This window comes from Clavibacter sp. CT19 (assembly GCF_027858075.1).
GTDB lineage: Bacteria > Actinomycetota > Actinomycetes > Actinomycetales > Microbacteriaceae > Clavibacter > Clavibacter tessellarius_A.
This window is the reverse complement of the sequence record NZ_JAQHYR010000008.1, coordinates 120,078-135,011: the sequence shown is the minus strand read 5'-3', so window position 1 is coordinate 135,011 and position 14,934 is coordinate 120,078. Positions and strand designations below refer to the sequence as shown.

Genomic DNA, 14,934 nt, shown 5'->3' with positions numbered 1-14,934 from the left:
GCCCCGTCAGGGCCGCCGCGCGAACGCCGCCAGCCCCTGCTCCCCGTGCGGCACGAAGCCGAGCGAGCGGTAGAACGGGTGCGAGCGCTCGGCGTCGTCGGTGCCGCCCGCGTCGGTGGTGAGCACGATGAACGCGCAGTCCCGGTACCGGTCGCGCACGTGCTCGAGGAGCGCGCGGCCGACGCCGCCGCGCTGGCGGTCGGGGCGCACGAGGAGGTCCTGCACGTAGCAGATCGACACCCCGTCGCTCACGGTGCGCACGAGGCCGACGAGCGTGCCGGCGTCGTCGCGCGCGGTCGCGACGAGGTCGGATCCGGCGAGCGCCCGCTCGAGCCGCTCCGGGTCGCGCGTGTAGACGGTCCAGCCGACGGATCCGTAGAGCTCGAGCAGCTCGTCGCGGGTCGGGATCTCGTCCACGGGAAGGGTCACCCCCACACCGTAACCGCCTGTGGACGGAGCGCCCGCAGCCCGCTGCTCCCTCGATACTGTCGCGGTTCCGCCCGCCATACCTCGGACGGCCCCAACTCGGACGAGAGAGCCCCATGCCCCAGTCGCGCCATGCCCGCACGCCCTCGTCCACGACCCGGAGGCGCTGCGGATCCGTCGCGCTGACCGCGGCCGTCGTCGCCGCCACCGCCGCCGGCGGTCTCGGAGCCGCGCTCCTCGCTCCCGCGAGCGCGTTCGCCGCCACCGCCACGGTCGGACTCGGCACCGCCGCCTCCTACTCGGTGCTCGCCGGCCAGGGCGTCACGAACACCGGCCTCACCACGCTCACGGCCGACCTCGGCACCAGCCCGTCCGCGTCGGTCACGGGCTTCCCGCCCGGCATCGTCGGCGGCGCCACGCACGCGGCCGACGCCGCGGCCGGCCAGGCCCAGTCCGACCTCACCACCGCCTACGTCGACGCGGCCGGGCGCCCCACCACCGCCGCCATCCCCGCCGACCTCGTCGGCGCCACGCTCACGCCCGGCGTCTACACCGCGGGCGGCCCGCTCGGCCTCACGGGCACGGTCACGCTCGACGCGCAGGGCGACCCGTCCGCGGTCTTCGTCATCCAGGCCCCCTCCACGCTCACCACCGGTTCGAGCAGCCGGGTCTCGCTCGTCAACGGCGCCCAGGCCTGCAACGTGTTCTGGCAGGTCTCGAGCTCGGCCAGCCTCGGCACGAACTCGGGCTTCGCCGGGTCGATCCTCGCGCTCACCTCCATCTCCGTCGGAACCGGCGCCACCGTCGACGGCCGCGCGCTCGCTCGCAACGGAGCCGTCACCCTCGACGACGACGCGTTCGTCGCCTCCACCTGCGGCAGCACCACCTCGCCCATCGGCTCGGGCTCCACGCCCGTCGTCACGCCCACCCCGGCGCCCTCGGCCTCGCCCGCCCCGACGCCCACGCCCGGCGGCGGCACGGGCGGCGGCACCGGCGGCGGAGGGGGCGGCGGCACCGGCGGCACGACCGGCGGATCCACGCCCACCCCGTCGCCCACGCCCACCTCCGGCGTCCCGTCGTCCACCCCTCCCGGCGACGTGCCGCCCACGAGCGGCCACCTCCCCCGCACGGGCGGCGACGGCGCGCGCCTCATCCTCGAGCTGGGGCTCGGCGCCGCGGCGCTCGTGGCCGGCATCGTCGCGGTCATCGCGGTCCGCGCCCGCCGCCGCCGCGGCTAGCCGCACGGCGGCCGCACCACCGCATCACCCGACGCCCGTCCCCGCCTCGCGCGGGGGCGGGCGTCCGTCATGCGCACGACCCGGACGCCGAGGAGGAGCCGGTCTAGGGTCGGCAGGAGGAGCGACGACGCCCCGATCCACCAGTCGACGAGGACCACCATGACGACGACGAGCCGCCCGCCGCGCAGCGCCCGCGCCTCCGCCGACCGGGCGCCCCGTCCCCGCCGCTCCCGCATGGCCCGCCGCGAGGCCGTGGCCGGCTACCTCTTCATCAGCCCGTGGATCGTCGGGTTCCTCGTCTTCACGCTCGGCGCGATGGTCTACAGCCTCGTGGTCTCGTTCAGCGACTACAACCTCGCCACCGACGTGGCCACCCCGGTCGGCACGCAGAACTACGAGCGGCTGTTCTCGGATCCGCGCGTGGCCCTCTCGCTCGGCAACACGCTCTTCTACGCCATCCTCGCGGTGCCGTTCGAGGTCTGCCTCGCGCTCCTGCTCGCGATCCTCCTGGCCCGCCTCGGCCGCGGTGCCGGCCTCTTCCGCACCCTCTACTACCTGCCGAAGATGACCCCGACGGTCGCCACCGCGAGCGTCTTCCTGCTGCTCCTGAACGGCAACACGGGCGCGGTGAACCAGGGGCTCGAGGCGATCGGCATCGACGGCCCGCAGTGGCTCATCGACCCCGACTGGGTGAAGCCGTCCATCGTCCTCATGACGCTGTGGGGCGTGAGCGGCACCATGGTGATCTTCCTGGCCGCCCTCAAGGACGTGCCGCGCGAGCTCTACGAGGTCTCGTCGCTCGACGGCGCCGGCCCCGTGCGGCAGTTCTTCGCGATCACCGTGCCGATGATCTCCGGCGCGATCTTCTTCAACGTCGTCGTGCTCACCATCGCCGCGCTGCAGGTCTTCGACCAGGCTTACCTGCTCTTCTGGCGCGACCAGACGAACGCCTCCCCGGACTCGTCGCTGTTCTACGGCGTGTACCTGTTCCAGCAGGCGTTCCGCTCGTTCGACTTCGGGTTCGCGGCGGCGATGGCGTGGCTGCTGTTCGTGATCGTGCTGCTGATCACTCTCGTGCAGGTGAAGCTGAGCCGCCGGTTCGTCTACTACGAGGGGGACCGCTGATGGCCGTCACCGACCGCACGCCGGACGCCGCCGCGACCACGACGCCCGCCGCCGCGACCGGCGACCCTCGCCTCGCGGCCGCCCTCACGCCGCGGCCGTCGCGGGATCCGTCGCCCCGGGGCGCCGACCCCGACCGCGGCCGCCGCGTGCGCTCCCGCATCGGCCGCGGCCTCATCGCCGCGGTGCTCGTGGGCTTCGCGCTCCTCTTCCTCTACCCGTTCGCGTGGCTGCTGGCCGCGAGCCTCAAGCCGCGCGGCGAGGTCTTCGACAACGCGCTGTGGCCGCGCACCTTCACGCCGCAGAACTACGTGGAGGTGTGGGAGCAGCTCCCGCTCCTCGGCTGGATGGGCAACAGCCTCGCGATCGCGCTGCTCTCGGCGGCGCTCGTGTCGATCTCGAGCGCGCTCGTGGCGTTCGGCTTCGCGTACTTCCGGTTCCCGGGCCGCAGGATCCTGTTCGGCCTCGTGCTCGCGACCATGATGCTGCCGGGTGCCGTCACGATGGTGCCGCAGTTCCTCATCTGGAAGAACCTCGGGCTCATCGGCACGTGGATCCCGCTGTTCGGCATGAACCTGTTCGGCTCGGCCTTCTACATCTTCCTGCAGCGCCAGTTCTTCCTCGGCCTGCCGCGGGAGCTGTTCGAGGCCGCGCGGCTCGACGGCGCCAGCTACTTCGGGATGTTCCGACGGATCGCGCTGCCGCTGTCGATCCCGTCGTTCGTCATCATCTTCATCTTCGAGTTCCAGGCCAGCTGGAACAACCTGCAGGCGTCGCTCATCTACCTCAACGCCGGCAGCGTCGAGGGCTTCACGGTGCCGCTTGGCCTCTCCTACGCGATGACCGCCTTCAGCCCGACGAACGGCGGCCAGGGCGACTACCAGCTCGTGATGGTCGCGGCGCTCCTCGTGACCCTGCCGATGCTCGTGCTCTTCGCGTTCGGCCAGCGCTACTTCGTGGAGGGCATCGCGACGCAGGGGCGGAAGGGCTGATCCGTCCGGCCCGCGCCGCGCGGGTCAGTGCCCGGTGTCGACCAGCTTGAGCCCGACCACGCAGCCGACGAGACCGAGCAGCAGCAGCACCTTCACGACGCTCGCGGGCTCCTCGCCCGTGATGATCGCGTAGGTCACGGTGAGCGCCGCGCCGATGCCGACCCACACGGCGTACGCGGTGCCCGTGCTGATCTCGCGCATCGCGAACGCGAGCCCGGCCATGCTCGCGACGACGGTCACGGCGAAGACGACGGTCGGCACGAGCTTCGTGAACCCGGCGGACCTCCCGAGGGCGGTGGCCCACACGGCCTCGAGCACCCCGGACACGATGAGGACGATCCACGACATGACTTCTCCTTGCGGCCAGTCTTGTCGCGTTCCGGGTACTGATCCCTCGTCCGGGAGCGCGGGTGGGCGCCCGCCTCCGACGCTACCCGGGCGCCCTGGTCACGGCGTGTGCAGATCGGCGGATCAGCGCGCCGCCTGCTCGTAGGCCCGCATCGCCGCGGTCTGCGCGTCGCCGAGCGCCTGCTCGGGCGTCTTGTCGCCGAGGAGCGTCGAGGCGACCGCGTTCTGGAGCTCGCTCTGGATCTGCTGCCCGGCGGGCGACCCGCCGATCGAGCGTCCTTCCGCCACCACGTCGTAGAACGTCGCGATGGCCTGGTCGATCCCGTCGTCGCCGCTCGGCACGACGTGGGCGTCGCGGACCGCCTGGTCCGCGGCCGGGGATCCCGTGAACAGGCCCGTGTAGATGCCGCCGTTCTCGGCGACCGTGGCGGCACGGACGTCGCCCGCGGCCTCCCACGCCTCCTGGCTCGTGAGGTCGAGCATCCACGCGCACGCGGCGTCCTTGTTCGCGGCGCCCGCGGGGATCACGAACGCGGATCCGCCGGCCACCGCGAAGGGCTCGCCGTCGCGGTCGCGGAACGGCACGGCCGAGATGTCGATGTCGTCGCGGTACGGCGCCACCACGTTGAGGTACCACTGGGCGTCGACCTGCGCGCCCACCTGGTCCTTCACGAACTGGTTGCCGTCGCCGAAGGTGTCGAACGCGTCCGTGAAGCTCTTCGCCTTCGCGTAGCCGCCCTGCGCGTCGGACAGCCGCTGGAGGAACTCGAGGCCCGGGAGGTTGGCGGCGTCGTCGAGGGTGGGCTTCCCCTCGTCGTCGACGAGCTGCCCGCCGAAGCCGAGCATCCAGAGGGCGGCCTGGCTGGTGGGCACGGCGTCGAGGCCGAGCACCGCGGGGTCGCCGCCGGACTCCCGGTAGACCTTCCCGACGGCCTCGAGGAGCTGGTCGGGCTTCGAGGTGTCGAACTGGTCGGCCGTAACGCCGGCCGCCGCGAGCACGCGCTCGTTCAGGAGGATCGCCGGCGGCTGGAAGAACTGCGGCACGGCCCAGATCGCGTCGTCGTAGCGGATGTCGTTCGTGACGGACTCGTAGAAGCGCTCCTCCGGGTCGACGCCGTTCACGGAGTAGCACTCGTCGAGCGGGAGGATCAGGTCCTGGGCCGCGTAGGTCGCCACGAACTGGCGGTCCATCTGCACGACGTCGGGCGTCTGGCCGCTCGCGACGCGGGTCGTGAACTTCTGCGCGTCGAACGCGGTGGAGTCGAGGTCGATCGTGACGCCGGAGAGCGCGTCGGCCGCGTGCTGCATGCGGGCCTTCCCCACGTCGTCCGCGCCGTCGAAGGCCCACGCCTTCAGGGTGCCCGTGGCCTCCTCCGTGAAGGAGGCGTCGGCCGAGCCCGTGCCGCCGGATCCGCATCCCGCGAGCAGCGTGGCCGTGGCGGCCGCCGCGATCACCGCGAGCGTCCTCTGTGTCCTGGTCATGGGGATCCCTCCGCGAGCACCGGGCCTCGTCGCCCGCTCCTCGAACGTACGCCGCTTCTCCTCCCGCGATCCGGGCGGCCGCCGGCGGGACGGCGCGAGCGCGGGCCGAGCCAGGGCGCGCGCTCGCGTCAGGCGCGGAGCAGCTCCACCATCGCGTCACGCGCGCGGGCGCCCTCGGGGATCGGCATGAGCGCGTACACGTGCAGCAGGTTCGGCTCCACGTGGATCCGCACCGGGTGCCCGGCGGCGGCCGCCTTCCGCTCGAGGGCGCGCGCGTCGGCGAAGAGGATGTCGTGCGTGCCCGTGAACACCGTGATGCGGCCGACGCCGGCGAGCGATCCGAGCAGCGGGCTGACCCGCGGATCCTCCACCGGCAGGTCCCGCGCCACGACTCGACGGCGGCGCGCAGCCCGTCGACCGCGAGCCACGGGTCGGTGGGCTGGATGCGCGCGATGAGCGGATCCGCGAAGGAGAGGTCGAGCGCGGGCGAGAGCAGCACGACGTCGCGCGGCGCGGGCACGCCCCGGTCGCGCAGCGCCAGGGCGGCCGACAGCGCGATCTGGCCGCCCGCCGAGTCGCCCATGAGCGCGACGCGGTCGGCGCCGACCTCCGCGACGAGCGCCGCCGCGAGATCGGCCGTGCGCTCGACGACCTCCGCGGCCGTGCCCGAGGGGACGAGCGGGTAGATCGGCACGGTGAAGGTCGTGCCGGTGCGGCGCGCGATGCCCGCGACCAGCCACCAGTGGAACGGCGAGATCTCGTGGGTCCAGCCGCCGCCGTGCGCGTAGAGGGCCCGGCGGCCATCGCCACCCGCGGCCCGCGCCGGCGCCACCTCGTAGACGTGCCAGCCGCGCTCCACCCGCGCGGTGACGCGCACCCCGCGCAGGAGCGGCGGCGGGGCGAACCCGCCCGGCCGCAGCACGCGGCGGCCGGCCCGGCGCATCGTGCGGTCGGGCGACGCGAACTCGCCCTGCCCGCCGACCACCGCGATGACCGGCGGCACGAGACGCGACAGCAGGCTGCGGGGCGTGCGCGTCACGGCCGGGGCCGGGGCCGGGGCGTCGGGGTGGTCATCGTCGGGCTCGCGTGCCGTCGGGTCAGGCCGCGGGGCTGTACCACTTGGAGACGAGGTGGTCGGCCTCGACGCGGCGGATGGTGCCGGAGTGGGAGCGGAGCACGATGCTCGAGGTGCGGATCATTCCGCGGTGGCGGGTGACGCCCGCGACGAGCGCGCCGTCGGTGACGCCGGTGGCGACGAAGTACGCGTTGTCGCCCGTGACGAGGTCGTCCTGGTCGAGGATGCGGTCGAGGTCGTGGCCCGCGTCGACGGCCCGCTGCCTCTCGGCGTCGTCCTTGGGCGCGAGACGCGAGAGGAGCACGCCGCCGAGCGCCTTGATGGCGCACGCCGTGATGATGCCCTCGGGCGTGCCGCCGATGCCGACGCACATGTCGATGCGCGAGTCGGGGCGGGCCGCGTTGATGCCGCCCGCGACGTCGCCGTCGAGCAGCAGGCGGGTGGAGGCGCCGGCCGCGCGGATCTGCGCGATGAGGTCGGCGTGACGCGGCCGGTCGAGCACGGCGACCTGCATGTCCTCGACCGCGAGGCCCTTGGCCTCGGCGAGCGCGCGGATGTTGTCGCCGATGGGGCGGTCGAGGTCGACGACGCCGCGGCCCTCGGGGCCGGTGACGAGCTTGTCCATGTAGAAGACCGCGGACGGGTCGAACATGCTGCCGCGGTCGCTCACCGCGATGACGGAGAGGGCGTTCATGCGGCCGGCGGCGGTCAGGCTCGTGCCGTCGATGGGATCCACCGCGATGTCGCACGCGGGGCCGAAGCCGTTGCCGACGTGCTCGCCGTTGAAGAGCATCGGCGCCTCGTCCTTCTCGCCCTCGCCGATGACGACGAGGCCGTCGAACGCGACGGTGCCGAGGAACTTGCGCATCGCGTCGACCGCGGCGCCGTCGGCGGCGTTCTTGTCGCCCTTGCCGATGAAGGGGGCGGAGCGGATGGCCGCGGCCTCGGTGGCTCGCACGAGCTCCATCCCGAGGTTGCGATCCGGATTCGAGTAGTTCTCCTCGGTCATGGTGGGGTCCTCCCGGTAGAGACGTTGGCGGTCGGCTCCGTCGACTCCGCAGGTGCGTCAGTCCGATCCTACGGCGGGGGCGCCGGCCTTCCAGCTACCTCCGGCGATGTGCCGGACCATCACGTTGAGGGTCGCCACGAGGGGCACCGCGAACAGGGCGCCCGCGACGCCGCCGACGTAGGAGCCGGCCGCGACGGCGAGCACCACGGCGAGCGGGTGCACGTGCACGGCGCCGCCCATCACGAGCGGCTGCAGCACGTGCGACTCGAGCAGGTGCACGCCGATGACGGCCGCCAGCATGATGACCGCCTGCAGCGGCCCCACGAACACGAGCGCGATGACGACCGCGAAGGCGCCCGAGACGATGGCCCCCACGACCGGGATGAAGGAGGCGAGGAACACGACGACCGCGATGGGGATGGCGAGCGGGAGCCCGAGGAGCCACGCGGCGATGCCGATGCCGACCGCGTTGCCCGCGGCCACGAAGATCTGCACGCGCGTGAACGCCGAGAGCGTGCCCCAGCCGGCGCGGCCGGCGCCGTCGATGGCGGGCCGCGCGCGCCGCGGGAACACCCGGACGACGAAGCCCCAGATGCCGCGGCCGTCGATGAGCACGATGACGATGGTGAAGAAGGCGAGCAGCGCGCCCGTGACCAGGTGGCCGACGCCGAGACCCGCGTCGAGCGCGCCGGTGAGCAGCGCCTCGCGGCTGTTCTCGAGGGCCTTGCCCGCGGAGGCGAGCAGCGCGTCGTAGTCGGCCGGCACCACGTTGAAGGGCGGCTGCGCGAGGAGGTCGCGCACGTCCTCGAAGCGCGCCATGGCCTGGCGCTGCAGGGTGGGGATGCCCGTGTTGATCTGCGTGACGAGCAGCAGCACGAGCCCCGCGATGACGACGGCCGTGGCGAGCAGCGTGGACGTGATGGCGACCCACGCCGGCCAGCCGCGCTTCCGCAGCGACGCGACGAGCGGCTGCAGCAGCGCGCAGACGAGCAGGCCGATGAGGAACGGGATGACCACCTCCTTGAGCGAGACGAGGATCCACACGGCCCCGGCCACGGCGATGCCGATGACGATGAGGCGCCACGACCAGTCGGCGGCGAGCAGGACGCCCGGGGTGACGCCGCGCTCGGCGGCGCGGCGGGCGTGCGGGGTCGTGACGACGGGCGGCGCGGACGCGCCCGGCGAGGGCTCGACGTCGTGGGACATGGCGGTGCTCCGATCTGGATGCGCGAGGAGGACCGTCCCTCGATTCGAGGTGAGGCCGGCGCCCATCATGGCGGGGCCCGACGGGAACGCGGGCGACGGCGCCCGATGCGTGTGCATGAGGATCCTCCGCGTCGCTGTGCGGGATCCGTGCGGCGCCGCCCCCAGGGGTCGGGCGTCGCCCATCGGACATGTGAGAATGCTTCTCGACAACAGGAGGACGCCCGATGGATCCGCTCGTCGAGCATCCCGATGCCCCCGCGCCCGCTGCCGGGCGGGCACCCGTCGCGGCCCCGGCTGCCTCCGCCCCCTCCGTCGCCGCCGTCCTCCGCCGGGCCCGCCGCCGGGGCCGCACGACGCTCGGCGTGCTCGCCCTGCTCCTCGCCGCGGTCGTGCTCGCGGCGCTCGCGATCGGGCCCGTGCCGCTGCCGCCGACCACGGTCGCCGGGATCCTGGGCGAGCGCCTGCTCGGCCTCCCCCGGGGCGACTGGTCGGACTCGGCCGCGCAGATCGTGATCGGCACGCGGGCGCCGCGCGTCGCGATGGCCGTCGTCGCCGGCGCCGTGCTCGCGGCCGCGGGAGCGCTCCTCCAGGCGCTGGTGCGGAACGCCCTCGCGGATCCGTACCTCCTCGGCCTCAACTCGGGCGCGTCCACGGGCGTCGCGTTCGTCGTGCTCGTCGCGGGCGGCGGCAGCGCGCTCCTCTTCTCCGGCGCCGCGCTCGCGGGCGCGATCGGCGCCGTGCTCCTCGTGACCCTGCTCGCGGGCGCCGCCGACCGCCGCGGTCCGCTGCGGCTGGTGCTCGCCGGGCTCGCCGTCGGGTACGCGCTCAACGCCGCGACGAGCTTCCTCGTGTTCTCGAGCGACTCCCCCGAGGCCGCGCGATCCGTGCTGTTCTGGCTGCTCGGATCCCTGGCCAGCGTGCAGCCGCTCGCCCTCGCGGGAGCGGCCGTGGCCGCCGCGGTCGGCCTCACCGCGCTCGTCGTGGTCGCGCCGCTCGTGGACGCGCTCGCGTCCGGCGACGACTCCGCGCGCTCCGCGGGCCTCGACCCGGAGCGCGCGCGCATCGGCCTGATGGTGGGCGTCTCGGCGATGGTCGGCGTGATCGTCGCGGGCGTGGGCGGCGTGGGCTTCGTCGGCCTCGTGGTGCCGCACCTCGCCCGGCGGCTCGTCGGCGGGCGGCACCGCCTGGTGATCCCTGCGGCCGCGCTGCTCGGCGCGATGCTGCTCGTCGGCGCCGACACGGTCGCGCGCACGGCCCTCGCGCCGCAGGAGATACCGGTCGGCGTGGTCACCGGGATCCTCGGCGCGCCCTTCCTCCTCGTCCTCCTCCGCCGCGGAGGGATCCGCGCGGCCTGAGCCGCCGACCCGCCGACGACCCGCCGCCACCTCGTCCCCGCACTCCCTCCCCGCACATCGACCGACCGACCCAGGAAGCCCCATGACCCGATCCCCCGCGCCCCGCCGCCCGCTCACGCCCCGGCGCCCGCTCGCCGTCCGCCGCCCGCTCGCCCTCGTCGCCGCCGCGACCCTCCTCGCCGGGCTCGCCGGCTGCGCGCCCGCGCCCACCAGCGCGCCGGGCGCCCAGGATCCGACGGCCGGCACGTCCTTCCCCCTCACCATCACGAACTGCGGTTCGCCCGTGACCCTCGCGGCACCGCCCCAGCGCATCGTGCTCGTGAACGCCGACGAGATCCCGAACCTCGAGGCGCTCGGCGCCGTGGACCGCGTGGTCGCGATGACCGGCTCCCTGCAGCACGACCTCTACGCCCCCGCCACGTACGACACGCTCGCGAAGGCCGACGTCCTGTCGACCGAGACCAACGCGACCGGCGGATCCGTGGTGTCCCAGGAGAGCGTCATCGGCATGCGGCCCGACCTCGTCATCGCGCCCGAGAAGGCCGTCGACCGCGCGGCCCTCGCGGCCAGCGGCATCCCGCTCTACACGCCGAGCGCGTACTGCGCGGATCCGGCGCCCGAGCTCCGCACGACCGCCACCTTCGACCGCGTGTGGGACGAGCTGCGCTCGCTCGGCGCGGTGCTCGGCGCGGGCGACCGCGCGGAGCAGGCGATCACCACGGCCCAGGCCGGCCTCGCGGATCCCGCGCCCGACGCCGGCACGGCCGCCGCGCTCTACGTCTCCTCCGGCGGCAGCGTGCTCTCCCCCTACGGCGGCCCGAGCATGGTGACGCCGGTCTTCCAGGCGGCCGGCCTCCGGAACGTCTACGCGGACTCCGACCAGCGCGTGTTCGACGCGAACGTGGAGGACATCGTGGCCCGGGATCCGCGCACCGTCGTGCTCCTCTACTCCAGCGGCTCGCCCGACGACGCGATCGCGGCGTTCCGCGGGGCGCCCGGCGTCTCCGGGCTCTCGGCCGTGCGGGACGGGCGCGTGGTGGCGCTGCGGTTCCCGTTCACGGATCCGCCGAGCATGCTCTCCGCGAAGGGCCCGGCCGAGCTCGCGGGGCTCCTGGCCGCCCTGCCGTGATCCGCGCCGAGGGCGTGCGCGTGGTCGCGGGCGGGCGCGTCCTGCTCGACGACGTCTCGTTCGAGGCGCCGACCGGATCCGTCACCGGCGTCGTCGGCCCCAACGGCGGCGGCAAGACCACGCTGCTGCGCGCGCTCGTGCGCGCCGTGCCGCTCGCGGGCGGTCGCGTCACGATCGACGGCGAGGACGTGCGCTCGCGCTCGCGCCGCTGGATCGCCCGCCGGATCGCGGAGGTCGGCCAGCGCCAGGAGCCCGACGAGTCGCTCACCGTGGCCGACGAGGTCGCGCTCGGCGGCCTCGCGGAGCACGGCGTGCTGCGGTCGGGCGGATCCTCGCGCGACGCCCGGATCGCCGCCGCCCTCGACGCCGTCGGCCTCGCGCACCTGGCCGCCGACCGGCTCGCGACCCTCTCGGGCGGCGAGCTCCAGCGGGTCGCCCTCGCCCGCGCGCTCGCCCAGGGCGCCGGCCACGTGCTGCTCGACGAGCCCACCAACCACCTCGACATCCGGCACCGGCTCGAGGTCGTGGGGCTGATGCGGCGCATCGCCCCGACCGTGGTCGTCGTGCTGCACGACCTCGAGGCGGCCGCCGCGGCCTGCGACCACGTGGTCGTGCTCGACCGCGGGCGCGTGGCCGGCGCCGGATCCCCGCGCGACGTGCTCCGGCCCGACCTGCTCGACGCGGTCTACGGCGTGCGCACCACCGTGATCCCCGACGCCGACGGGCACCCCCACCTCCGCTTCACCCTCCCCGCGCCGGGCGACCCGCTCGGCGCATCCACCCCCCTCGAGAGGACCCGACCATGACCGACACCACCACCGCACCCGCCCCGAGCGAGGCCGACGCCGCCGTGATCGCGGACGCCCGCTCCCTCGCCGCCCGCTGGGACGCGCAGCAGACCGGCTACATCCGCCACCGGGCCGAGCGCTTCGCGACCATCGCGCGGGTGGTGCGGCATGTGGCCGCGGGCGTCGACGCACCGCGGATCCTCGACCTGGCCGGCGGCACCGGCTCGCTCGCGCTGGAGATCCTGGCCGCGATCCCGGGCGCCACCGCCGTCGTCGCCGACAAGGACCCGGCGCTGCTCGCCATCGCCGCCGACCTCGCGCTCGGCGAACCGCGCCTGGAGATCGCCGAGGTGGATCTCGCGCACGCCGGCTGGGCGGACCACCCGCTCATCGCCCGAGGCGGCTTCGACGCCGTCGTCTCCTCCACCGCCCTGCACTGGCTGCAGCCGGCCGCGCTCGTCGACGTGTACCGCGCGCTGCCCGCGCTCGTCCGCCCGGGCGGCATCGTGCTGAACGGCGACCACCTCTCCTACGACGCGCACCAGGAGGGCACGCTCCGGCGCATCTCCCTCGCGGACGACCAGGAGGTGCAGGACGCGGCGTTCGCATCCGGCGACGTCGACACCTGGGACGCGTGGTGGCAGGCCGTCGCCGACACCCCGCGCTACGCCGCCGCCCTCGCCCGCCGCGACGAGGTCTGGGGCGAGGAGCTCCACGTCGCGCCCCCGAAGGTCACGCTCGGCTTCCACCTGGAGGCGCTCCGCAGCGCGGGCTTCCCGGAGACGGGCACGCTGTGGCGCTACCTGGACGACGTGGTGCTGTACGCGGTGCGCGGGACGGACTGAGCGCGATCGCTCGCATCGTCCGCCACGATCCGCCCGTCCACCACCGTGACGAGCCGGTCGAGCGCGGCGCGGTGCACGAGGTCGTGGGTCACGAGCAGGGTCGCCGTGCCCTGCTCGTGGCTGAGCTGGGCGATGAGCTCCATGATCTCGGCGCCGCGCTCCTGGTCGAGCGCGCTCGTGGGCTCGTCGACGAGGAGCACGGACGGGCCGTGCACGAGGGCGCGGGCGATGGCGACGCGCTGGCGCTGCCCGCCGGACAGCTGCGCGGGCCGCTTGCCCGCGTGGGCGGCGAGGCCCACCGCGTCGAGGAGCTCGTCGGCGCGGACGCGGACGGCGCGACGCCGCGCGGATCCGCCGCCGCCGAGCTCCGCCATCACGAGGAGCTGCTCGCGCGCGGTGAGCGACGGGATCAGGTTCGACTGCTGGAACACGATCCCGATGCCGTCCCGGCGGAGCGCGGTCGCCTCCGTCCGGCTGAGGGTCGCGGCGTCGACGTCGCCGATGACCACGCGGCCGGAGTCGGGGCGGATCAGCGTCGCCGCGACCGCGAGGATCGAGGACTTGCCGGAGCCGGACGGCCCGGTGATGCCGGTGACGACCCCCGCGGGCGCCGTGAGCGAGACGTGGTCGACCGCGGTGAGGCGGGAGTCCCCGTCGGGGAAGGTGAGGGTGACGTCGTCGAGGAAGATCATCGGTTGCTCCCGAGTGCGGTGAGGGGGTCGGCGTGGGTGACGGTGCGGAGCGCGACGGCGGCGCCGGCGAGCCCCAGGACGGCCATGACGGCCGCCGGGAGGACGGTGGTGAGCGGGCTCAGCAGGAACGGGATGGTGCCGCTCGCGAGGTATCCGAGGCCGGCGACCACGGCGATGCCGACGCCGATCCCGAGCACCAGCACCACGAGCGCCTGCCCGAGCGCGTCCCGGATGAGCGACGCGTCGGATGCGCCGAGCGCCTTGAGCACGGCGATGTCGCCGGCGCGCTGCATGGTCCAGACGGTGAAGAAGGCGCCGACGACGAGCGCGGAGACGCCGAACAGCATCGCGATCATCAGGCCGAGCGAGCCGACCTCCGACTTGAAGGTCTCGAGCGCGCCGAGGCTGGTGAGCGCCGGGGAGGCCGTCGTGTGCGTGGCGGCCTGGGCGACGTCCCAGTCGGGGGATCCGGAGACGGCGAGCACGGTCGCGTCGCCGTCGCCGCCGAGCCGCTGGTCGGCCGCGGCCCACGCGGCGGGGGTCAGCGCGACGACGGGCGTGTGGCTGTAGGAGGCGTCGCCGCCGATCGAGGCGACGCGGTAGTCGGTGCCGGCCACGGTGATCCGGTCGCCGACGGCCGCGTGCAGCGAGCGCGCGGCGGCCGAGGAGAGGCCGACCGCGTCATCGGCGGTGGGCGCGAGGTCGGTGACCGTCGACGCCGGGGCGCCGTGCGGCACCCCGAACAGCGCGACCGCGACGGCGGATGCGGCGTCGCCCGTCGGGGTGGCCCGGCCCTGGACGATGCCGACGGGCGTGACCGCCGTGACGCCCGCGGTGCCCCGCCAGGCGGCGACCGTGGCGTCGTCGAGCGACGACTGCGCGAACGACGGCTGGCCGGCGTCCGGCTGCGCGAGCACGAGCCGGTCGCCGGGGAGGCCGAGCACGGCGGAGACGTCCTGCTCCGCGAGGCCGCCGGTGAGCCCGGCGAGGAACCCCACGAGCAGGGTGATGAGCGCGACGACCGCGCCGATGAGCGCGAACCGGCCCATGGCGAATCGGAGGTCTCGACGGGCGACGAACACGGTGGATCCTTCCGGCGCCGGGACCCTCCCTGCCGCCGAGACGAGCCTCGCCGCCCGGCCCCGCGCATCCATCGGGGAGGAGTTCGGTCCTCCGATCGAACTTCCGATTGATCCGCTCCCCGCCTCCCGCCCGTAGCCTTCAGGG

At 74.6% G+C, this 14,934-nt stretch carries 14 protein-coding genes, 1 pseudogene and 1 riboswitch; of the genes and pseudogenes, 7 read left to right on the top strand and 8 right to left on the bottom strand.

Annotated elements, in window-relative coordinates; genetic code table 11:
• Nucleotides 1–6: 6 nt before the first annotated feature.
• Nucleotides 7–429: a GNAT family N-acetyltransferase gene (locus PED38_RS11275; protein WP_270981309.1), complete on the bottom strand. Its 423-nt coding sequence runs from the start codon at nucleotides 427–429 to the stop codon at nucleotides 7–9.
• 113 nt (nucleotides 430–542) lie between these two features.
• Between PED38_RS11275 and PED38_RS11270 the strand changes: the two genes are divergently transcribed.
• The 3 genes from PED38_RS11270 (at nucleotide 543) to PED38_RS11260 (ending at nucleotide 3,778) form a co-directional block, all read left to right on the top strand.
• Nucleotides 543–1,664, top strand: coding sequence for an ice-binding family protein (locus PED38_RS11270; protein WP_270981308.1), 1,122 nt, complete (start codon nucleotides 543–545; stop codon nucleotides 1,662–1,664).
• A 159-nt stretch (nucleotides 1,665–1,823) separates the two neighbouring features.
• On the top strand, nucleotides 1,824–2,789 hold the full coding sequence (locus tag PED38_RS11265; RefSeq protein ID WP_270981306.1) for a carbohydrate ABC transporter permease: 966 nt from the start codon (nucleotides 1,824–1,826) through the stop codon (nucleotides 2,787–2,789).
• Complete coding sequence (locus tag PED38_RS11260) at nucleotides 2,789–3,778, top strand: carbohydrate ABC transporter permease (protein ID WP_063071570.1); 990 nt, start codon at nucleotides 2,789–2,791, stop codon at nucleotides 3,776–3,778. The genes PED38_RS11265 and PED38_RS11260 overlap by 1 nt, the downstream gene beginning before the upstream one ends.
• A 24-nt stretch (nucleotides 3,779–3,802) precedes the next feature.
• Here the strand turns inward: PED38_RS11260 and PED38_RS11255 are convergent, their stop codons facing one another.
• The 5 genes and pseudogenes from PED38_RS11255 to PED38_RS11230 all read right to left on the bottom strand — a co-directional run bounded on the left by PED38_RS11255 (nucleotide 3,803) and on the right by PED38_RS11230 (nucleotide 9,015).
• The gene (locus tag PED38_RS11255; RefSeq protein ID WP_270981304.1) at nucleotides 3,803–4,126 is read right to left on the bottom strand and encodes a DMT family transporter; all 324 of its coding nucleotides are present in this window, start codon (nucleotides 4,124–4,126) and stop codon (nucleotides 3,803–3,805) included.
• A gap of 10 nt (nucleotides 4,127–4,136) precedes the next feature.
• A riboswitch (guanidine-III (ykkC-III) riboswitch) is annotated at nucleotides 4,137–4,201 on the bottom strand.
• 48 nt (nucleotides 4,202–4,249) lie between these two features.
• Nucleotides 4,250–5,608 carry an ABC transporter substrate-binding protein gene (locus PED38_RS11250; protein WP_270981302.1) on the bottom strand — a complete coding sequence of 453 codons (1,359 nt, stop codon included), beginning with the start codon at nucleotides 5,606–5,608 and terminating at the stop codon, nucleotides 4,250–4,252.
• 128 nt (nucleotides 5,609–5,736) lie between these two features.
• Nucleotides 5,737–6,551 (bottom strand): annotated as a pseudogene (locus PED38_RS15880) (alpha/beta hydrolase).
• A 154-nt stretch (nucleotides 6,552–6,705) separates the two neighbouring features.
• Nucleotides 6,706–7,692: a class II fructose-bisphosphatase gene (glpX, locus tag PED38_RS11235; RefSeq protein WP_270981298.1), complete on the bottom strand. Its 987-nt coding sequence runs from the start codon at nucleotides 7,690–7,692 to the stop codon at nucleotides 6,706–6,708.
• A 57-nt stretch (nucleotides 7,693–7,749) separates the two neighbouring features.
• Nucleotides 7,750–9,015 carry an AI-2E family transporter gene (locus PED38_RS11230; protein WP_254654515.1) on the bottom strand — a complete coding sequence of 422 codons (1,266 nt, stop codon included), beginning with the start codon at nucleotides 9,013–9,015 and terminating at the stop codon, nucleotides 7,750–7,752.
• A gap of 107 nt (nucleotides 9,016–9,122) precedes the next feature.
• Here PED38_RS11230 and PED38_RS11225 point away from each other — a divergent pair, with 107 nt between their 5' ends.
• The 4 genes from PED38_RS11225 (at nucleotide 9,123) to PED38_RS11210 (ending at nucleotide 13,015) form a co-directional block, all read left to right on the top strand.
• Nucleotides 9,123–10,253, top strand: coding sequence for a FecCD family ABC transporter permease (locus PED38_RS11225; RefSeq protein ID WP_270981295.1), 1,131 nt, complete (start codon nucleotides 9,123–9,125; stop codon nucleotides 10,251–10,253).
• Between the two features lie 82 nt (nucleotides 10,254–10,335).
• Nucleotides 10,336–11,382: an ABC transporter substrate-binding protein gene (locus tag PED38_RS11220; protein WP_270981294.1), complete on the top strand. Its 1,047-nt coding sequence runs from the start codon at nucleotides 10,336–10,338 to the stop codon at nucleotides 11,380–11,382.
• Nucleotides 11,379–12,188 (top strand): ABC transporter ATP-binding protein, encoded by an 810-nt coding sequence (locus tag PED38_RS11215; protein ID WP_270981293.1) that lies wholly within the window; start codon nucleotides 11,379–11,381, stop codon nucleotides 12,186–12,188. Before PED38_RS11220 ends, PED38_RS11215 begins: the two co-directional genes overlap by 4 nt.
• Complete coding sequence (locus PED38_RS11210; protein ID WP_270981291.1) at nucleotides 12,185–13,015, top strand: class I SAM-dependent methyltransferase; 831 nt, start codon at nucleotides 12,185–12,187, stop codon at nucleotides 13,013–13,015. The genes PED38_RS11215 and PED38_RS11210 overlap by 4 nt, the downstream gene beginning before the upstream one ends.
• Here PED38_RS11210 and PED38_RS11205 read toward each other — a convergent pair.
• Both PED38_RS11205 and PED38_RS11200 read right to left on the bottom strand, forming a co-directional pair.
• Nucleotides 12,970–13,707: an ABC transporter ATP-binding protein gene (locus PED38_RS11205; RefSeq protein WP_063071564.1), complete on the bottom strand. Its 738-nt coding sequence runs from the start codon at nucleotides 13,705–13,707 to the stop codon at nucleotides 12,970–12,972. The two genes, PED38_RS11210 and PED38_RS11205, sit on opposite strands and share 46 nt — an antisense overlap.
• Nucleotides 13,704–14,789: an ABC transporter permease gene (locus tag PED38_RS11200; RefSeq protein WP_063071563.1), complete on the bottom strand. Its 1,086-nt coding sequence runs from the start codon at nucleotides 14,787–14,789 to the stop codon at nucleotides 13,704–13,706. Before PED38_RS11200 ends, PED38_RS11205 begins: the two co-directional genes overlap by 4 nt.
• Between the last annotated feature and the right edge of the window lie 145 nt (nucleotides 14,790–14,934).